The organism is Acinetobacter thutiue, assembly GCF_030385805.1.
GTDB classification, from domain to species: domain Bacteria; phylum Pseudomonadota; class Gammaproteobacteria; order Pseudomonadales; family Moraxellaceae; genus Acinetobacter; species Acinetobacter corruptisaponis.
In genome coordinates, this window is record NZ_JAUDZE010000002.1 from 56,330 (window position 1) to 73,931 (window position 17,602).

Here is a 17,602-nt window from a genome sequence, read left to right on the forward strand (position 1 = left end):
GGGAGGTGGGGAGGGAGGCTAAATTAGCTGGGAATTATTTACCCTATGGTGAGTCGAGTACTGAAAAACAGCATATTCTTGCGTATTTATGCTGGGCTGGTGGTTTTGGTCGTTGTTGTGGCGGCATTCTGTTATTTGCTGGTGCAGATCATTAACTACCAACGGGCGCAGGAATATCGTGAATCCCTGACAGATGGTATTTCCTATGTCATCAGTGAGGGCGTGGCTCGCCAACCAGAAAAACAGCAAAAGCTGGACTGGATTTCAGATGCTTCCGATTTGCTGGAGCTTCCCATCTACTATGTTGATGCGGCGCGGGTGGAGCTTTCCCGTACTGAGCGAAAGCGGATCGCAGAGCAACAGTCTGTGGTTCGTTACGATGCCAATAATGGGATTGGTTATGTCATTATTGGACTGAAAGACGATCCCAAACATTTTCTCTATATTAAGGTGGATAAAATCGGCGAGCGGCAGATGAAAGCGTTGCCAATTTTCGTGCTGGACTACCTGATCTTTTATCCAGGCCAAGAGCGCGAATATCTGGAAAAAATTAAAAAGCACTTCTATTATCCCATTGAAATTGCCGATATCCGAGACATTAACCTCGACTCTGAACAGATTGGCCGTTTGCGTCAGGACCAGAGTGTGCTGATGTATAAAGACAGTGCCAGCATACGTGGCACCACCATCTCCATTGTATCTCCAATGCCCAACCATCCTGCACAGGTGTTGGTTCTGGGACCAGTCCCGATGTTCAACTGGATGCCTTTCCAGCTTGCGGCTGGTATTACCTTATTTAGCTTGTTCTTGCTGAGCCTTGGTGTATATGGACTGATTCTGCCTTTGGAGCGTAAAGTTCGTCAGGTTCGTCATGCCCTGAATAAAATGAAGTCAGGCGACCTGTCATTGCGTGTCCCGATTGAGGGAACTGATGAAATGGCGAATCTGGCATCAAGTTATAACAATATGTCAGACCATATCCAGCGCCTGATTGAGGCACAGCGGGAATTGATGCGTGCAGTTTCGCATGAGCTGAGAACGCCTGTGGCCCGTATCCGTTTTGGCATGGAGATGCTGGCGGAAGAGGACGACTACAGTTACCGTATTCAGCAGGTGGACATGATTGACAAGGATATTGAGGCGCTCAATACCCTGATTGATGAGATCATGACCTATGCCAAACTGGAGCAGGGCACACCATCGCTTGATTTTGAAGACCTTGTGCTGGTCGAGGTGCTGGATCAGGTCGCAATGGAGACCGAGGCGCTCAAAACCCAGAAAGAAATTGAACTGATTGCTCCACCTCTGGCCTTGCGTGTTGATGCCGAGCGCCGTTATCTGCATCGTGTGGTACAGAACCTTGTGGGTAATGCAGTGCGCTACTGTGACAACAAGGTGCGTATCAGTGGCGGTGTGCGTGCTGATGGCAAGGCTTATGTGTGCGTGGAGGATGATGGTCCTGGGATTCCAGAGCAGGAGCGCTCACGTATTTTTGAGGCATTTGCGCGTCTGGACGATAGCCGTACCCGTGCATCGGGTGGCTACGGTTTAGGCCTTTCAATTGTGAGCCGTATCGCCTACTGGTTTGGTGGTGAGATTCAGGTTGACCAAAGTCCAAATTTGGGTGGGGCACGTTTTGTCATGACCTGGCCAGCCAAACGTTATAAACAAAGCGGTAAAAATAAAATCTAGGCTTCAAGCATTAGGATTTTATAAGAAACCAAAGCCATTATGGCTTTGGTAAAGTGTATGGCTTAAAACTTGGATAGATTGACTTATCTTTATTCATGCACAGATGGGTCAGGTTCAATCAATGGCTGTCCTGACCGTAGACCATTGAGCGCATCCGTATTAAAGTCAATCAACAGTGAATTGTTCTTAACATCAATTTTATAGCTTTTGATGAGTGCCTGATCTCCATTGAGGGTTTCTACCTTGTAACTATCGGCAATATTGAGAATACTTTCTAGATTGGTTGTGGTCGCCGCAAAATCCTCTCTAAATACTTCGTATATGTCTCTTAAATCAAAAATCGCGTTGTCAGCATCTGGATGTTTTCGAACATAACTTTCTATATGGCGCATCAGTAGTTGTGAAAAAAAGAAATAATCCGAGTCGTGGGTGTATTCTAGATGCATATTTTTCTCCTTGTTTGCTTCTTTTAGAATACTCATCTATTGCGTCGGCTGTGTATAAAGATAATTAAAGTATTTTGCTGAATTGCAACATATTATGTCGAAATGACCACCTGATTTCGGCCCTGTCTTTTTGCCTGATAAAGTGCATCATCCGCCTGCTTGAATAAATGCTCAATCGGCTGGTGGTTCTCAGGCGTGCAAATACACAGGCCAATGCTGAGCTGGATGAAAAAATGCCGTTGTTGATCAATTGAAATAGCGGTTTGGCTCATGTGCTGGCGAATCTGTTCAGCACAGGCATGGGCAGCCTCAAGGCTGGTGTCTGCCATAAAGATGGCGAACTCCTCGCCACCCAAACGTCCGAGCAGGTCATTCGGTCTAAGCTGTGCCTGAATGGTTTGCACGCAGCTTTGCAATGCGCGGTCTCCCATCTGGTGTCCATAGCTGTCATTGACCTGCTTGAAATGGTCCACATCCAGCATCAGGAATGCTGTGGTTTGTCCCTGTTGGGTTGCCTGTTGCTGGATTAACTGTACGGACTGGAGAAATTGACGTCGGGTCAGGCTGGAGGTGAGTTCATCGTGTGCAATGGTGTGCTGTAATTCCTGAATCAGTTTGGATCTCACCAGATTGATGCTGGAGACGGTCAAGGGTGCAATCGTCATCATGATCAATCCAATGCGAATGGAAATGGTGTTGTGGAGATACTGGTCTGGATACAGCAATAAATAGCTTTGCGACACATGGTAAATGATAAAGGCACAACTGATAGCGGTAATCATCGCCACTGAAAAATGTCGGTAACGCAGTGCGCACCAGATTAAGGCCGCAATTGGATAGAGCAGGGAACCAGGCCCTGCATCGTAGTAGCCAATTGCGATGGAAAGAATCACGGCGAATAAAGGTAGGATTTCCTGAATGGTTTGGGTCTTAAATTCTTTGAGTTGTTGCCTGAATTCTGTAAGGGCGGGTGCGCTCAGCATTGCAGGCAACAGCAATAAGGCATTCTGAATTTCTGCGGTAAACCAGTAGCCGAAGTCAGTCACAAACGAACCCAGGGCAAACTTGGTGTTAAAGAAAGGCAGGGTAATGGCTGCAAACAGGGAGCTGGATAGACCGCCCACACAACAAAAACTAAACAAAAAAAGATAAAAATAACCGTGATGTATGGAACGGATCAAGGCATTGAACCGAATGTACAGGGCGAGTGCCGTGAGCACATAGAGTAGGTTGGCGGTCGTGAGGCAGACATTGAGTAGAAACGGCGTATCCTGCAATGTATCGGCAAGTAGGTAGCCAACAATCGCACCAATAAAGCTGATGGGGTGCCGCGTTTGTGGAAAGCGAATCAGCAAACCCAGCAAAACCGAGTTGGCAGGCCAAAATGAAGCCAGAAAGGTGAGGTGTCGGGTTGCAATGCCCAACAGGCAGCAGCAAAAGATAACCGCAGTAAACAGCAGGAAGAGCTGGAAAAGCGAGAGCGGCTTTAATGCTACTGTAGACTGAGGCATGCTGACGCGTTCCCTTGGGGAAATTTGGTGGCGCTATTATATAAATTTTGTTTAAATTTTCATCATAAATTTGTATCAATGCAATGATTTAGTTCGTGCTGCCATGTTTTTGGGCATGGGGAGTGGAATTCGAATGTTTTTGGCGCATGGATAAAGAAAAAAATGATCGATATGTAATACTTGATTTAATAATTCGATTTTTAAGGGTGAATTCGTGGTGATCTGGGAGAGAAGCGTAAATTTATGGACAAAATCATCCGAAAGACTAAAGCGCATCAACTAGCATGCGAAATTAGAAATCAGGTACAATTGGCGGGATTAATTTTGTGTTTGGTGTATTTGAAGGCCAATACATACATTCTTTGTTAAAAATAGGCCTGCCAGGAGTTATCCCCGCATGAGTGCCATTACTCCATACGATTGGGCGATTATCGCTTTCGTGATCGGCGTTACATTTCTTTGCGTTTTTATGCTTACCGTTCCTCTACTCCTTGGGGGAAAAGCATGGGGACGTGCAAAGCAAGAGCAGTTTGAATCAGGTGTAGTTAGTGCGGGCGGTGCTCGTATTCGCTTGTCAGCCAAGTTCTATTTAGTTGCAATTTTCTTCGTTGTTTTTGACCTGGAAGCCCTTTACCTCTACGCATGGTCAACCTCTGTCCGTGAAGTGGGCTGGTTCGGGTTCACCACAGTGGTTATTTTTGTGGTGGATCTATTGATTGCCCTGATTTACGCCATTGCGGTTGGCGCATTGAACTGGGCTCCAACAGACCGTCGTAAGGCAGCGGGTGTAAAAACCCATATTGGTTCGCCAAATATGAACATTGCTGACATTACCCGATTCAACAACATCGAAGAATTGGTTGTCGATCCTACTGGTCATATTCCAGCACAGTCTTCTGGTCGTGTTAAATCCAAGACACCGACCACCTCAATAACTGAACAGGAGTAAGTCGGGATGAAATATACTTTAACCCGTGCGAATCCAGATGCCGATCAATATCCTTTACAAGATCGTCAAATCGTCACTGACCCACTTGAGGAAGAAGTGAATAAAAGCGTGATGATGACGCGTCTTGAGGATGTGTTGCATACCGCAGTGAACTGGGGGCGTAAAAACTCGTTGTGGCCATTTAACTTTGGTACTTCATGCTGCTACGTTGAGTATGCGACCACGTTGACGGGGGTGCATGACCTGTCACGTTTTGGTGCCGAGGTCATCCGTGCTTCACCGCGTCAGGCGGACTTGATGATTGTTGCAGGAACCTGCTTTGTTAAGATGGCGCCTGTAATCCAGCGTTTGTATGAACAGATGCTTGAGCCTAAATGGGTGATCTCAATGGGTGCCTGTGCCAACTCAGGTGGTATGTACGACATCTATTCCGTGGTTCAGGGCGTAGACAAAATTATTCCTGTTGATGTGTACATCCCAGGTTGTCCTCCTCGTCCAGAAGCACTTATTCAAGCATTGATGTTGCTTCAAGACCAAATTCAATTAGAGCGCCGTCCACTTTCAGCGGTGATTGGTGATGATCTTCAGCCTGTGTATAAGCCAAAGATGATGCCAGAACGTGACCGTAAAAACGCTGAACGTATTGCGGTGAAAAACCTGCGCTCTATGGATGAAATTAAATAATTTTTTGACGATGAGTTTTGACATGTCCGTGATGGATATGGTCATCGAAAAAGAATTGCCAGAATTTGTATTAAATAGGAAGCCAAGCCAATGGCTGAAACTGACATTGCTATGCCAGAATCAACGCCAGTTGATTCACGCCCAGCATTTGCAATTGTGGAAGAACTCAAAACCAAGTTTGGTGAGAACTTCTACGTGCAGGCGACTCGTGAAGAGTTTCCAACAGTCTGGGTTGAGCGCGCACGCGTGCAAGAAGTCCTTATGTTCCTCCGTAAAGTGGAACGTCCCTATGTGATGTTGTTTGACCTGTCAGCGGTAGATGAGCGTTTACGTGTTCACCGTGACGGTTTGCCACCATCAGACTTCACTGTGTTCTATCACTTGTTGTCGCTTGAGCGTAATACTGATATTCGTATCAAGGTTGCGTTGAATGAGAGCGACCTCAATATTCCAACGGCGACCAATATCTGGCCAAATGCCAACTGGTATGAGCGTGAAGCCTACGATATGTTTGGGATCAATTTCGAGGGGCATCCTATGCTCCGTCGTATCTTGTTGCCAACCTATTGGGAAGGTCATCCATTGCGTAAGGAATATTCTGCCCGTGCGACGGAATATACCCCGTATATGCAAGACCAGGCCAAGCAGGATTTCGAACAGGAACACCTGCGCTTTGTGCCTGAAGATTGGGGTCTAAAACGCGGCAATGCCGATGAAGACTTCATGTTCCTGAACCTGGGTCCAAACCACCCATCTGCACACGGTGCGTTCCGTATTGTTTTGCAGTTGGATGGTGAAGAAGTCAAAGACTGCGTGCCTGACATCGGTTATCACCACCGTGGTGTGGAAAAGATGGCTGAGCGTCAGACCTGGCATTCATTCATTCCTTATACTGATCGTGTTGACTACCTCGGTGGCTGTGCGCAAAACATGCCATATGTGATGGCGGTTGAGCAGCTTGCAGGGATTAAGGTGCCTGAGCGTGCGCAGGTGATTCGTGTCATGTTGAACGAATTGTTCCGTATCAATAACCACTTGCTTTACTGTGGTACTGCAATTCAGGATGCGGGTGGTATGACCCCTGTATTCTATATGTTCGCAGACCGTCAAAAAGTCTATGACATCGTTGAGGCGATTACGGGCTACCGTATGCACCCAGCGTGGTTCCGTATCGGTGGTACAGCGCATGATCTTCCAAACAACTGGCAGAAGCTTGTTAAAGAGTTGCTGGAATGGATGCCGAAACGTTTGAATGAGTACTACACAGCCGCCCTGAAAAACTCAGTATTTATTGGCCGTACGCGTAATGTAGCGCAATACGATGCCAAATCTGCGTTGGCGTGGGGTGTAACAGGTACGGGTTTACGTGCGACAGGTATTGACTTTGATGTGCGTAAATATCGTCCATACAGTGGCTATGAAAACTTTGACTTTGATGTGCCAGTGGAGTACGAGGGTGATGCTTACGCACGTGTGCTGGTGCATTTCCGTGAAATCACCGAGTCGTTGAAAATTATTCAGCAGTGTCTGGACAACATGCCATCTGGTCCATATAAAGCGGATCATCCATTGGCAGTTCCACCGCCGAAAGATAAGACATTGCAGGATATTGAAACCTTGATTACGCACTTCCTGAGTGTGTCATGGGGACCTGTCATGCCAGCGGGTGAGGCATCATTTATGACTGAAGTGGTGAAAGGTGCGAGTACCTATTACCTTACTTCTGATAAGTCCACCATGAGCTACCGTACCCGTATTCGTACGCCAACGTTCACACACTTGCAGCAAATTCCATCCGTGATTAACGGCAGTCTGGTATCTGACTTGATCATTTACTTGGCGACCATTGACGTGGTTATGGCTGACGTGGATCGCTAGGGGTAAACGATTATGATGATTTTGACTGATAAAAAACCACGTGTGAATGTTGAAGGGATTTTGACTGCTGACGAAATCCATGACATTGAACATCACATTGATCACTATCCATACCCGCGTGCAGCCTCTCTGGATGCCTTAAAGTGTGTACAACGCCGTAATGGCTGGGTAGATGACGCGCAAATGAACGCAATTGCACAATTGCTGACCATCAGTGTGGCAGATCTGGAAGGTGTGGCAACATTCTATAACCGTATCTACCGCCAGCCTGTGGGTCGTCACGTGATTTTATTGTGTGACTCGATTGCATGCTTCCTGATGGGGGCGGAAACACTGGCAGAAGCGTTCCAGCGCGAGTTGGGTATCCAGTATGGACAAACCACGGCAGATGGCCGTTTCACCTTGCTGCCAATTTGCTGTCTCGGCAACTGTGACAAGGGACCAACTTTAATGATTGATGAAGATACCCATGGTTTGGTGGAAACCTCTTCAATCAAACAGTTATTGGAGAAGTATGTATGAATACTGAACCAAAACCAATTTATGGCGACGGTAACCCAGAAACGCATCCACTGACCTGGCGTTTGAGCAAACAAGAGTTTGTTCGTGCAGCAGATGAGTACGAAGCGCTTGAAGGTTATGCGGGCTTTAAAAAGGCCTTGGGCATGCCACCAAAGGATGTACTTGAAGTTATTAAGGCCGCAACTGTAAAAGGTCGTGGTGGTGCAGGCTTCCCAGCAGGGATTAAATGGTCATTGATGGCACCGAATGATGGTGGTCCACGCTATTTGATCTGTAATGCCGATGAAATGGAGCCAGGTACCTTTAAAGACCGCTTGTTGATGGAAAAACTTCCACATCAACTGATTGAAGGCATGCTGATTGCAGGTTATACCCTTGAAGCAACGCACGGTTATATCTTCATTCGTGGTGAATACATTGAGGCAGCGCAATACTTAAATGAAGCGCTGGAGCAAATCCGTGCCAAAGGTTATCTGGGTGAAAACATCCTTGGAACTGGCTGGAACTTTGAAATGTACGTTCACACAGGCGCAGGACGTTATATCTGTGGTGAAGAAACCGCATTGATCAACTCGCTTGAAGGTCGTCGTGCCAATCCGCGGACCAAGCCACCATTTCCACAGGTGGCAGGGGCATGGGGCCGTCCAACGATTGTCAACAACGTTGAAACCTACAATAACCTACCTGCGATTATGCTGCGTGGTCCTGAATGGTATATCAACCTGTCAGCGCACAAGTCCAAAGACCCAGGCACCAAGATTTATGGTGCGTCAGGCAAGGTCAAGTTCCCAGGTCTTTGGGAATTGCCATTTGGTACCACTGCGCGTGAAGTGATTGAAGACCATGCAGGTGGTATGCGTGATGGCTTGAAGCTTAAGGCATGGTTGCCAGGTGGTGCGTCAACTGACTTTCTGGCTGCCGAGCATATTGACTTGCCAATGGATGCTGAAAGCATCATGAAGGCGGGTTCACGTTTGGGGACCTGTTTGTTGATGGTGGTGGATGAAACCCAGTGTATGGTGTCTGCGACCCGTAATCTGGAAGAATTCTTTGCGCGTGAGTCCTGTGGCTGGTGTACCCCTTGCCGTGATGGTTTACCTTGGGCTGTGAAAGCACTGAAAGCACTTGAAAGTGGTGAAGGCAAGATGGAAGACATCCAGCATTTGTCTGAACTCACTAAAAAGTTGTGGATTGGTAAGACGTTCTGTGCTCACGCACCAGGTGCGATGGAGCCACTGATGGGCGCATTAAAATATTTCCGTCATGAGTTTGAGGCAAAGGTAAATACCCATGTCGCGGCTCGTGATGTAGAACAGGTTTAAGGAATTCGACTATGGCTACAATTCATGTCGATGGAAAATCGTATGAAGTCAACGGCTCAGAAAACTTGCTTCAGGCATGTTTAAGCCTTGGCATCGATATCCCGTATTTTTGTTGGCACCCATCCTTAGGTTCTGTTGGTTCTTGTCGTCAATGTGCCGTTACCCAGTACAACAATGCGGAAGACACGCGTGGACGTCTGGTGATGTCATGTATGACACCTGCTGCTGACAACACCTACATTTCGATTGAAGACAAGGAAGCAACCGATTTTCGTGCGTCGATTGTCGAATTCTTGATGACCAACCACCCACACGACTGTCCAGTCTGTGAAGAGGGTGGCCATTGTCATTTACAAGATATGACGGTGATGACCCAGCACGACCGTCGTCGCTACCGCTTTACCAAACGTACCCACTACAATCAGGAGTTAGGTTCGTTTATTGCACATGAGATGAACCGTTGTATCGCTTGCTACCGTTGTGTGCGTTACTACAAGGATTATGCAGGTGGTACAGACTTTGGCGTGTATGCCAATGCGTCACGTGTGTATTTCGGTCGTCCAGAATCAGGGACTTTAGAATCTGAATTCTCTGGTAACCTGACTGAAGTCTGCCCAACAGGTGTATTCACCGACAAGACCCATTCTGCACGCTATAATCGTAAATGGGACATGCAGTATGCGCCAAGCGTATGCTTTGGCTGTTCTTCTGGTTGTAACATCTCTCCAGGTGAGCGCTATGGTGAAATCCGTCGTGTTGAAAACCGTTTCAATGGTTCGGTAAACCAATATTTCCTATGCGATAAAGGTCGTTTTGGTGTCGGTTATGTGAATCGTGCAGACCGTCCGCGCCAGCCACAGTTCCGCAATGCTGAAACTGTTTCAACCGTAAGTGTGGATCAGGCCTTGGATCAGGTGATTGCCCAACTCAAGGGCAAGAAAGTGCTGGGTATTGGTTCTCCACGCGCAAGCCTGGAATCAAACTACGCACTTCGTGAACTGGTTGGACAGGACAACTATTCAACTGGTATGTCTCAAAAAGACCAGAATCTGGTTGAGCTGGCGGCATCCATCATGCAAACCCAGGGTATTTACAACCCGAACATGCGTGAAATTGAAAGCTATGATGCGGTGTTGATCTTGGGTGAAGACTTAACCCAGACTGCGCCACGTATGGCATTGTCTGTTCGTCAGGCTGCGAAAAACAAAGCCAAAGAAATGGCTGCTGCAACACGTACCCCAGACTGGTTGGCTGAACCTGTACAGCGTATCGGTCAGGATGCAAAATCACCAATCTATATCCTTGCTGCAACCCAAACCCGATTAGCGGATGTTGCAACAGGTGAAGTAGTCGCATCTCCAAATGACATCGCACGTTTAGGTTTCGCGGTTGCTGCTGCGGTGAAAGGCGAAGCATTGACTGGTTTAGCAGATGATGCAAAAGCATTTGCACAAACTATTGCGGATACCTTAAAAGCTGCGAAAAAGCCATTGATTATCTCTGGTACTAGCTTGCAAGATCCTGCAATCATGGAAGCTGCGGCTCAAGTTGTGCAAAACCTCGGTGAACATGCAGGCTTGTCATTGACAGTTCCTGAAGTGAACTCAATGGGCTTGGCACTATTTGGCGGATTAAGCTTGGAGCAAGCATTTGCCCAGGATTATGAGGCTATCGTTGTCATTGAAAATGACTTGACTCGTCGTTTACCAGTGGCGCAAGTGAAAGCTGCATTTGATAAGGCTGAAACTGTGATCGTACTCGATCATAGCGAAACTGAAACCTTGAAACTTGCAGATATCGTACTTTCAGCAGCAAGCTTTGCTGAGGGTGATGGTACTGTAGTGAGCCAAGAAGGCCGTGCACAACGTTTCTATCAAGTGTATGACCCAAGCTACTACAAGCCTGAATATGCGATCAAGGAATCTTGGCGCTGGTTACATGCCATTGAGACGGGTCTTAAAGGCAAAGCTGTGGACTGGACACTTCTTGATGATGTGATTGATGACATCGTCAAGAATGTTCCTGTGCTTGAAGCCATTCAAGATGTTGCGCCTGATGCGGGCTATCGTATTCATGGCTTGAAGATTGCGCGTGAACCACGTCGTTACTCTGGCCGTACAGCAATGCGTGCGCCGTTGTCGATTCACGAACCAAAACAGCCGACTGATCCAGACTCAGCATTAACTTTCTCGATGGAAGGTTATGTGGGCAACCAGACCAATTCATCTTTGGTGCCTTTCGCATGGTCTGCGGGTTGGAACTCACCACAAGCCTGGAACAAATACCAGGATGAAGTGGGTGGTCACTTAAAAGGTGGTGATTCAGGTATTCGTCTATTCGATCGCTTGGCAAAACGTCCTGCACGTAGCTATGTGGCGCCGTCAGCGGTTGTTGTGAATCCTGAAAGCTTCCGTCTTGTGCCAATGCACCATATCTTTGGTTCTGGCGAATTCACCATTAAAACACCTGCGATGGAGTCTCGTATTCCTGAAGCAATGTTTGCGGTGGGTGAACAGGATGCGACCCGTTTAAATGTTCAGGATGGTCAGCGTATTACCGTGAAAACAGGTGAAACCAGCATCAGCTTACCTGTACAGGTCATTGAATATTTACCAACAGGCTATATCGGTTATCCAATTGGTCTAGCACCAACAGTTTCATTGGCAGAGCCTGTGTCTGTGGCGGTAGGAGTGTAATTCATGAATCAAGAAATTATACGTCAAACGCCACTCTGGGCTGAGAACTGGCCAATCGCCTACTCAGTGATTCAGGCGGTAGTGATCTTGCTGGTGGTGGTTCTGGTGGCTGCCTTGATGTCGTTTATTGAGCGTCGTCTGTTGGCATTATGGCAAGACCGTTACGGTCCAAACCGTGTTGGCCCTGGGGGGATGTTCCAGATTGTTGCCGACATGCTCAAGATCATGTTCAAGGAAGACTGGACACCTAAGTTTGCCGACAAGCTGACTTTCCGTCTGGCACCAGCGGTTGCGATGGCAACTGCGGTACTTTCATTCATGGTCATTCCAGTAAGCCCATATTTGGGTGTTGCTGACATGAGTATTGGCCTGTTGTTCTTTATGGCAATGGCGGGTATCGCTGTTTATGCGGTGCTGTTTGGTGGTTGGGCGTCCAACAACAAATACTCATTACTCGGTGGTCTGCGTTCTGCGGCTCAAACCATTTCTTATGAAGTGTTTCTGGGTATCTCATTGATGGGTGTGGTTGCGATTGCAGGTTCATTCAATCTACGTGAGATTGTGGAAGCTCAGCGTGATGTCTGGTTTGTGATTCCCCAGTTCATTGGCTTCCTGATCTTTGTGGTTGCGGGTGTCGCGGTGACTCACCGTCATCCATTTGACCAGCCAGAAGCTGAGCAGGAATTGGCGGAAGGCTATCACGTTGAATATGGTGGGATGAAGTGGGGGATGTTCTTCGTTGCGGAATATGTCAACGTGGTTCTGATCTCAGCATTGATCGTCACCTTATTTTTCGGTGGATGGCTTGCACCATTTAACCTGGAAATTCCATTTGTTCCACCCGTTTTCTGGTTCGTGATTAAAACAGCATTCTTTGTGATGATGTTTGTCCTGGCACGTGGCTCATTGATGCGTCCACGTTATGACCAGGTCATGAACTTTGGTTGGAAAGTTTGTTTGCCATTGGCGTTGGTCAACTTGTTGGTGACTGGTGCTGTGATTCTGATGAATCAGGCCTAGGACAGCAGGGAGTACAAAATGTATAAAATTCTAGCTGGATTTGGATCGATTGTACGTTCGTTGTGGATGGTGTTCAGCCATGTCACACGTAAGCGTGACACGATTTTATATCCAGAAGTACCAGCAGAGCAGATTGTACCGCCACGCTTTCGTGGTCGTATCGTCTTGACACGTGATCCTGATGGTGAAGAGCGTTGTGTGGCATGTAACCTGTGTGCGGTTGCGTGTCCTGTGGGCTGTATTTCATTGCAGAAAGCGGAAAAGGAAGATGGACGTTGGTATCCAGAATTTTTCCGCATCAACTTCTCACGCTGCATTTTCTGCGGTATGTGTGAAGAGGCCTGCCCAACCACTGCCATCCAGATGACACCTGATTTCGAGTTGTGTGAATATGTGCGTCAGGACCTGGTCTACGAAAAAGAAAACCTGTTGATTTCTGGAACAGGTAAATATCCTGACTATAACTTCTACCGTGTAACGGGTATGGCAGTGACAGGCAAGGATAAAGGTCAGGCGCAGAAAGAAAGTGCACCAGTTGATGTACGGAGTTTATTACCATGATGTGGCCATTTTATTTAATGGCTCTCGTGGCCATTGTTTCGACGATTCGTGTGGTAACCAATACCAATCCTGTGCATGCATTACTGAGCCTGATTGTGTCATTGCTAGCGGTTGCAGGTATTTTCATGATTGTGGGCGCGCCATTTGCAGGTGCACTTGAAATCATCGTCTATGCTGGCGCAATCATGGTGCTGTTCGTGTTTGTGGTGATGATGCTCAATCTTGGGCAGGAAACCGTTGAACAGGAAAGCAGATGGTTGACTTCTGATGCCTGGGCCTATCCAGCCATGCTGAGCTTTATTTTGGGCTTGATTCTGGTGTGGATGCTGGGTGGAGAATACACCACGATTTCTGCGCCAATGGGTACGGAAATTGTAGGGCCAAAGGCTGTGGGTCAGGCGTTATTTACCCACTATCTATTATTGGTGGAAGTTGCCGCAATGTTATTGCTTGCAGCCCTTGTTGCTGCATATCACCTCGGCAAACGTGAACCAGGTGCGGAAGAGGATAAACAATAATGGGACACATCCCTTTAGAACATGGTTTGATCGTTGCAACCATCCTTTTTGCACTGGGCTTTTACGGTGTGATGGTAAGACGTAACCTTTTATTTATGTTAATGAGCCTTGAAGTCATGATGAATGCCGCCGCGTTGGCATTTGTTTTGGCAGGCAGCGTCTGGGCACAGCCAGATGGACAGGTGATGTTCATCCTGATCCTGACGCTTGCCGCAGCCGAGGCATGTATTGGTCTTGCGATCGTCCTTCAGTTTTATCATCGCTTCCATCATCTGGATGTGGATGCTGCTAGTGAGATGCGCGGATGAGTACATTATATTTAACCGTTTTATTCCCGCTGATTGGCTTTATCCTGTTGGCGGCAGGGCGTGACAAGCTTTCTGAAAATGTGGCTGCCATTATTGGTGTTGGTTCAGTCGGCTTGTCTGCATTATTTGCTTTAATTGCTGGTCTTGCATTTACCAGCAGCGGTCAGGCCGTTTTTGTTCAACATTTATGGACTTGGTTCAGTGTTGGCGGTTTTGAGCCAGGTATCAGCTTGCACCTGGATGGTTTGTCATTACTGATGACAGGTATGATCACGGGTGTCGGTTTCCTGATTCACATCTTCGCATCTTGGTATATGCGTGGTGAAGAAGGCTATGCGCGTTTCTTCTCCTATTTCAACCTGTTCGTTGCCAGCATGCTGTTGTTGGTACTCGGTGATAACCTGGCGTTATTGTTCTTGGGTTGGGAAGGTGTAGGTCTGTGCTCATACCTGTTGATTGGTTTCTACTACTCAAACCCTGCCAATGGCTGGGCGGCAATCAAGGCATTTACAGTAACACGTGTGGGTGACGTATTTTTACTCATCGCATTGTTCTTGCTCTATCAGCAGTTTGGTACGTTGAATACACAGTACATCGTTGAAAATGCAGCGACTGTCATGACGCAAAGCTCATCATTGTCAATCTGGACAGCATTGATGTTGTTCCTGGGTGCGGCAGGTAAGTCAGCGCAAATTCCATTACAAACCTGGTTGGCCGATGCGATGGCTGGTCCTACGCCAGTATCAGCATTGATCCACGCTGCAACAATGGTTACAGCGGGTGTTTATCTGTGCTGCCGTATGTTCTCTGTGATGGAAATGGCGCCAGAAGTGATGCAGTTCATTTCGATTACGGGTGCAGTGACGTTGCTGGTGGCTGGTTTTGCAGCATTGGTTCAAACCGACATCAAGCGTATCTTGGCTTACTCAACTATGAGCCAGCTCGGTTATATGTTTATGGCTGTGGGTGCTGAGGCGTATCAGGCTGGTTTATTCCATATGCTTGCCCACGCATTCTTCAAGGCGTTATTGTTCCTTTCTTCAGGTGCAGTGATTCTTGCATGTCATCACGAACAGAACATTTTTAAAATGGGTGGATTACGTAAAAAGATTCCATTCGTATTCTGGTGTTTTGTGATCGGTGGTGGCGCATTGGCAGCACTTCCAATCGTGACAGTGGGCTTCTTCTCTAAAGATGCGATTTTGGGTGCTGTATATGCACAGTCTACAATTGCAAACATTCCGCTTTACCATACCTTGTACTGGGTGGGTGTCGTTGGTGCATTCTTAACGTCAATCTATACGTTCCGCCTAATCTGGGTGGTATTCTTCGGTGAAGAAAAAACCCATGCACATGCCATTCATGGTGTGACCTACTGGGGACCACTGGCAATTCTTGCTACGTTATCAACAGGGATTGGTTATTTTCTTCAAGCGCCAGTTGCAAACTTGTTAACTCATGCAAAAATTCCAAGCTTTGTTGTTCCTGAAGCTTTAGAAGAAGCGGTTTCACATGCTGAGCATTTAGCGAGTGGTATTGCACTTGCTGGTTTAGCTGTTGGTATCTTCTTGTTTGCCTTTGCCTACGGTGCGGTTAAATCTTTTGCCCAAAGCTCTTTGGGTGCAGGTTTGGCGCATATCTGCCGTACCGCATTTGGTTTTGATGCCTTGTATGACATCGTATTTGTAAAACCTTATTTGTTGATTGCGAAAATTCTAGGTCGTGATCCAGTTGATGGCTTATGGCTGGTGCTTCCTGCGATTGTGAAAAGTGGTAATAGCTTTACAAGTTCGCGTCAAACAGGTTCATTGCGTGAATACGCATCAAGCATGTCACTCGGTGTAGTGGTGTTATTGATGATCTTGATCGTGATTCAGGTTGTGGGGAAATAAAATGGAAAACAATTTAATTTTACCCGCACTGATTTTGGTTCCTTTCATTGCTGGTTTTATTTGTTGGTTGGTTGATAAGTTCGACCAACATCTACCTCGCTGGATTGCCTTGATTGGCATGCTCATTACCTTTGGTCTGGGCATCGCACTCTGGCAAAGTGGTACATATAGCTACGAGTTGGGCGGAAAGGTTCCAACCTGGGCGGCTGAATTTCATCTCCCTTGGATTCAGACCCTCGGTATTAGCATCCACCTGGCTGTGGATGGCTTGTCTCTGCTCATGGTATTGCTTACTGCATTACTGGGTGTGCTTGCAGTGGGCTGTTCATGGGGTGAGATTCAAAAGAACGTTGGTTTCTTCCATTTAAACTTACTTTGGAGTTTGGGTGGGGTCATCGGTGTATTCTTGGCGATTGACTTATTCTTGTTCTTCTTCTTCTGGGAGATGATGCTCGTACCAATCTACTTCTTGATTGCGTTATGGGGACACTCTGGGTCGAATGGTCGTTCGCGTGTTTACGCTGCAACCAAGTTCTTCCTGTATACGCAAATTGCTGGCTTGATCATGTTGATTGGTATTCTGGGCCTAGTGGTCTATGGATACATGATGACAGGCATGATCGGTTTCGATTACAACTATTTATTGGCTGTTGCGAACCACTTGCCACCTGAAGTTGCCTATGCATTCATGCTGTGTTTCTTCATTGGTTTTGCGGTGAAATTACCAGTATTCCCATTACACGGCTGGTTACCTGATGCGCATGCTCAGGCACCAACAGCGGGTTCTGTGGACTTGGCGGGTATCCTGATTAAAACCGCAGCATATGGTCTGCTTCGTTTTGTGATTCCATTCTTCCCAGCAGCATCAGCACAGTTTGCTGATATCGCGATTATTCTGGGCTTGATTGGTATTTTCTACGGTGCATTCCTTGCGTACCAGCAAACCGACATGAAACGTCTGCTTGCCTATACCTCCATTTCGCATATGGGTTTCATCCTACTTGCAATTTATGCAGGTAATATCCTGACATTCCAGGGCTTAATGATCATGATGCTGGCACATGGCTTGTCATCTGCTGCATTGTTCATTATGTCTGGTCAGGTATATGAGCGTTTACATACCCGTGACCTGCGCCTGATGGGTGGTCTGCGTGGTCAGTTGCAATACCTGCCATTCTTCCTGATGTTCTTTGTTGCAGCGCTTGTTGGTGTACCAGGTCTAGGTAACTTTATTGGTGAATTCCTGATCCTGATGGGTTCATTCAAGGCCTATCCTGCGTTTACCATCATTGCCGCAGTCAGTCTGGTGTTTGCTGGCCTCTATGGTTTGATCCTGATTCACAAGGCACTGTTTGGTGAACCAAATCCAGAACAGCAAAAACACTACACGACACCGCTTAAAGATCTATCTACGCGTGAAGTCAGCATCTTGATGATCTGTGTGATTGGTTTGCTTTGGTTGGGACTTTACCCACAGACATTCCTGGATATGTCCCATTCAAGTATGCAGTGGTTAGTCAATAGTTATATGCCAGTACAAGAAGTTGTTGAAACTGTTCAACAGGCTGCAACTCAACTTGAACATGTGGAGATGCAATAAACC

Annotated in this window: 15 protein-coding genes; 13 read left to right on the forward strand and 2 right to left on the reverse strand. The window is 47.0% G+C overall.

Translation table 11 applies throughout. From position 1 onward, the window contains the following. Window positions 1-45: 45 nt before the first annotated feature. The gene (bfmS, locus tag QTA56_RS06165; protein ID WP_267980085.1) at window positions 46-1,692 is read left to right on the forward strand and encodes a sensor histidine kinase BfmS; all 1,647 of its coding nucleotides are present in this window, start codon (window positions 46-48) and stop codon (window positions 1,690-1,692) included. Window positions 1,693-1,781: 89 nt separating this feature from the next. Here bfmS and QTA56_RS06170 read toward each other — a convergent pair whose 3' ends face one another. Further along, entirely contained in the window at window positions 1,782-2,138 is a 357-nt protein-coding gene (locus tag QTA56_RS06170; protein WP_004799824.1) for a hypothetical protein, read from the reverse strand. Between the two features lie 92 nt (window positions 2,139-2,230). After that, entirely contained in the window at window positions 2,231-3,649 is a 1,419-nt protein-coding gene (locus QTA56_RS06175; RefSeq protein WP_267980086.1) for a GGDEF domain-containing protein, read from the reverse strand. Window positions 3,650-4,046: 397 nt separating this feature from the next. On the opposite strand from QTA56_RS06175, the gene ndhC reads away from it, so the two are divergent. From ndhC to nuoM, 12 genes are all read left to right on the forward strand, one after another. After that, the gene (ndhC, locus tag QTA56_RS06180) at window positions 4,047-4,598 is read left to right on the forward strand and encodes an NADH-quinone oxidoreductase subunit A (RefSeq protein ID WP_267980087.1); all 552 of its coding nucleotides are present in this window, start codon (window positions 4,047-4,049) and stop codon (window positions 4,596-4,598) included. A gap of 6 nt (window positions 4,599-4,604) precedes the next feature. Then, the gene (locus QTA56_RS06185) at window positions 4,605-5,282 is read left to right on the forward strand and encodes a NuoB/complex I 20 kDa subunit family protein (RefSeq protein ID WP_004638049.1); all 678 of its coding nucleotides are present in this window, start codon (window positions 4,605-4,607) and stop codon (window positions 5,280-5,282) included. A gap of 90 nt (window positions 5,283-5,372) precedes the next feature. After that, the gene (nuoC, locus tag QTA56_RS06190) at window positions 5,373-7,160 is read left to right on the forward strand and encodes an NADH-quinone oxidoreductase subunit C/D (RefSeq protein ID WP_267980088.1); all 1,788 of its coding nucleotides are present in this window, start codon (window positions 5,373-5,375) and stop codon (window positions 7,158-7,160) included. 12 nt (window positions 7,161-7,172) lie between these two features. Then, entirely contained in the window at window positions 7,173-7,682 is a 510-nt protein-coding gene (nuoE, locus tag QTA56_RS06195) for an NADH-quinone oxidoreductase subunit NuoE (protein ID WP_267980089.1), read from the forward strand. Beyond that, a complete protein-coding gene (gene nuoF / locus QTA56_RS06200; RefSeq protein WP_267980090.1) occupies window positions 7,679-9,004 on the forward strand; it encodes an NADH-quinone oxidoreductase subunit NuoF in 1,326 nt (441 codons plus the stop codon). Before nuoE ends, nuoF begins: the two co-directional genes overlap by 4 nt. 11 nt (window positions 9,005-9,015) lie before the next feature. Then, on the forward strand, window positions 9,016-11,700 hold the full coding sequence (gene nuoG / locus QTA56_RS06205; protein ID WP_267980091.1) for an NADH-quinone oxidoreductase subunit NuoG: 2,685 nt from the start codon (window positions 9,016-9,018) through the stop codon (window positions 11,698-11,700). 3 nt (window positions 11,701-11,703) lie between these two features. Beyond that, window positions 11,704-12,720 carry an NADH-quinone oxidoreductase subunit NuoH gene (gene nuoH / locus QTA56_RS06210; RefSeq protein WP_267980092.1) on the forward strand — a complete coding sequence of 339 codons (1,017 nt, stop codon included), beginning with the start codon at window positions 11,704-11,706 and terminating at the stop codon, window positions 12,718-12,720. Between the two features lie 18 nt (window positions 12,721-12,738). Beyond that, window positions 12,739-13,281, forward strand: a complete 543-nt coding sequence (nuoI, locus tag QTA56_RS06215) for an NADH-quinone oxidoreductase subunit NuoI (RefSeq protein WP_267980093.1) — start codon at window positions 12,739-12,741, stop codon at window positions 13,279-13,281. Continuing rightward, window positions 13,281-13,799 carry an NADH-quinone oxidoreductase subunit J gene (gene nuoJ, locus QTA56_RS06220; RefSeq protein WP_267980570.1) on the forward strand — a complete coding sequence of 173 codons (519 nt, stop codon included), beginning with the start codon at window positions 13,281-13,283 and terminating at the stop codon, window positions 13,797-13,799. The genes nuoI and nuoJ overlap by 1 nt, the downstream gene beginning before the upstream one ends. Further along, a complete protein-coding gene (nuoK, locus tag QTA56_RS06225) occupies window positions 13,799-14,107 on the forward strand; it encodes an NADH-quinone oxidoreductase subunit NuoK (protein ID WP_004638057.1) in 309 nt (102 codons plus the stop codon). The genes nuoJ and nuoK overlap by 1 nt, the downstream gene beginning before the upstream one ends. Further along, window positions 14,104-15,999 (forward strand): NADH-quinone oxidoreductase subunit L, encoded by a 1,896-nt coding sequence (nuoL, locus tag QTA56_RS06230; protein ID WP_267980094.1) that lies wholly within the window; start codon window positions 14,104-14,106, stop codon window positions 15,997-15,999. The genes nuoK and nuoL overlap by 4 nt, the downstream gene beginning before the upstream one ends. Before the next feature lies 1 nt (window position 16,000). Then, the gene (gene nuoM, locus QTA56_RS06235) at window positions 16,001-17,599 is read left to right on the forward strand and encodes an NADH-quinone oxidoreductase subunit M (RefSeq protein ID WP_267980095.1); all 1,599 of its coding nucleotides are present in this window, start codon (window positions 16,001-16,003) and stop codon (window positions 17,597-17,599) included. Window positions 17,600-17,602: the final 3 nt, after the last annotated feature.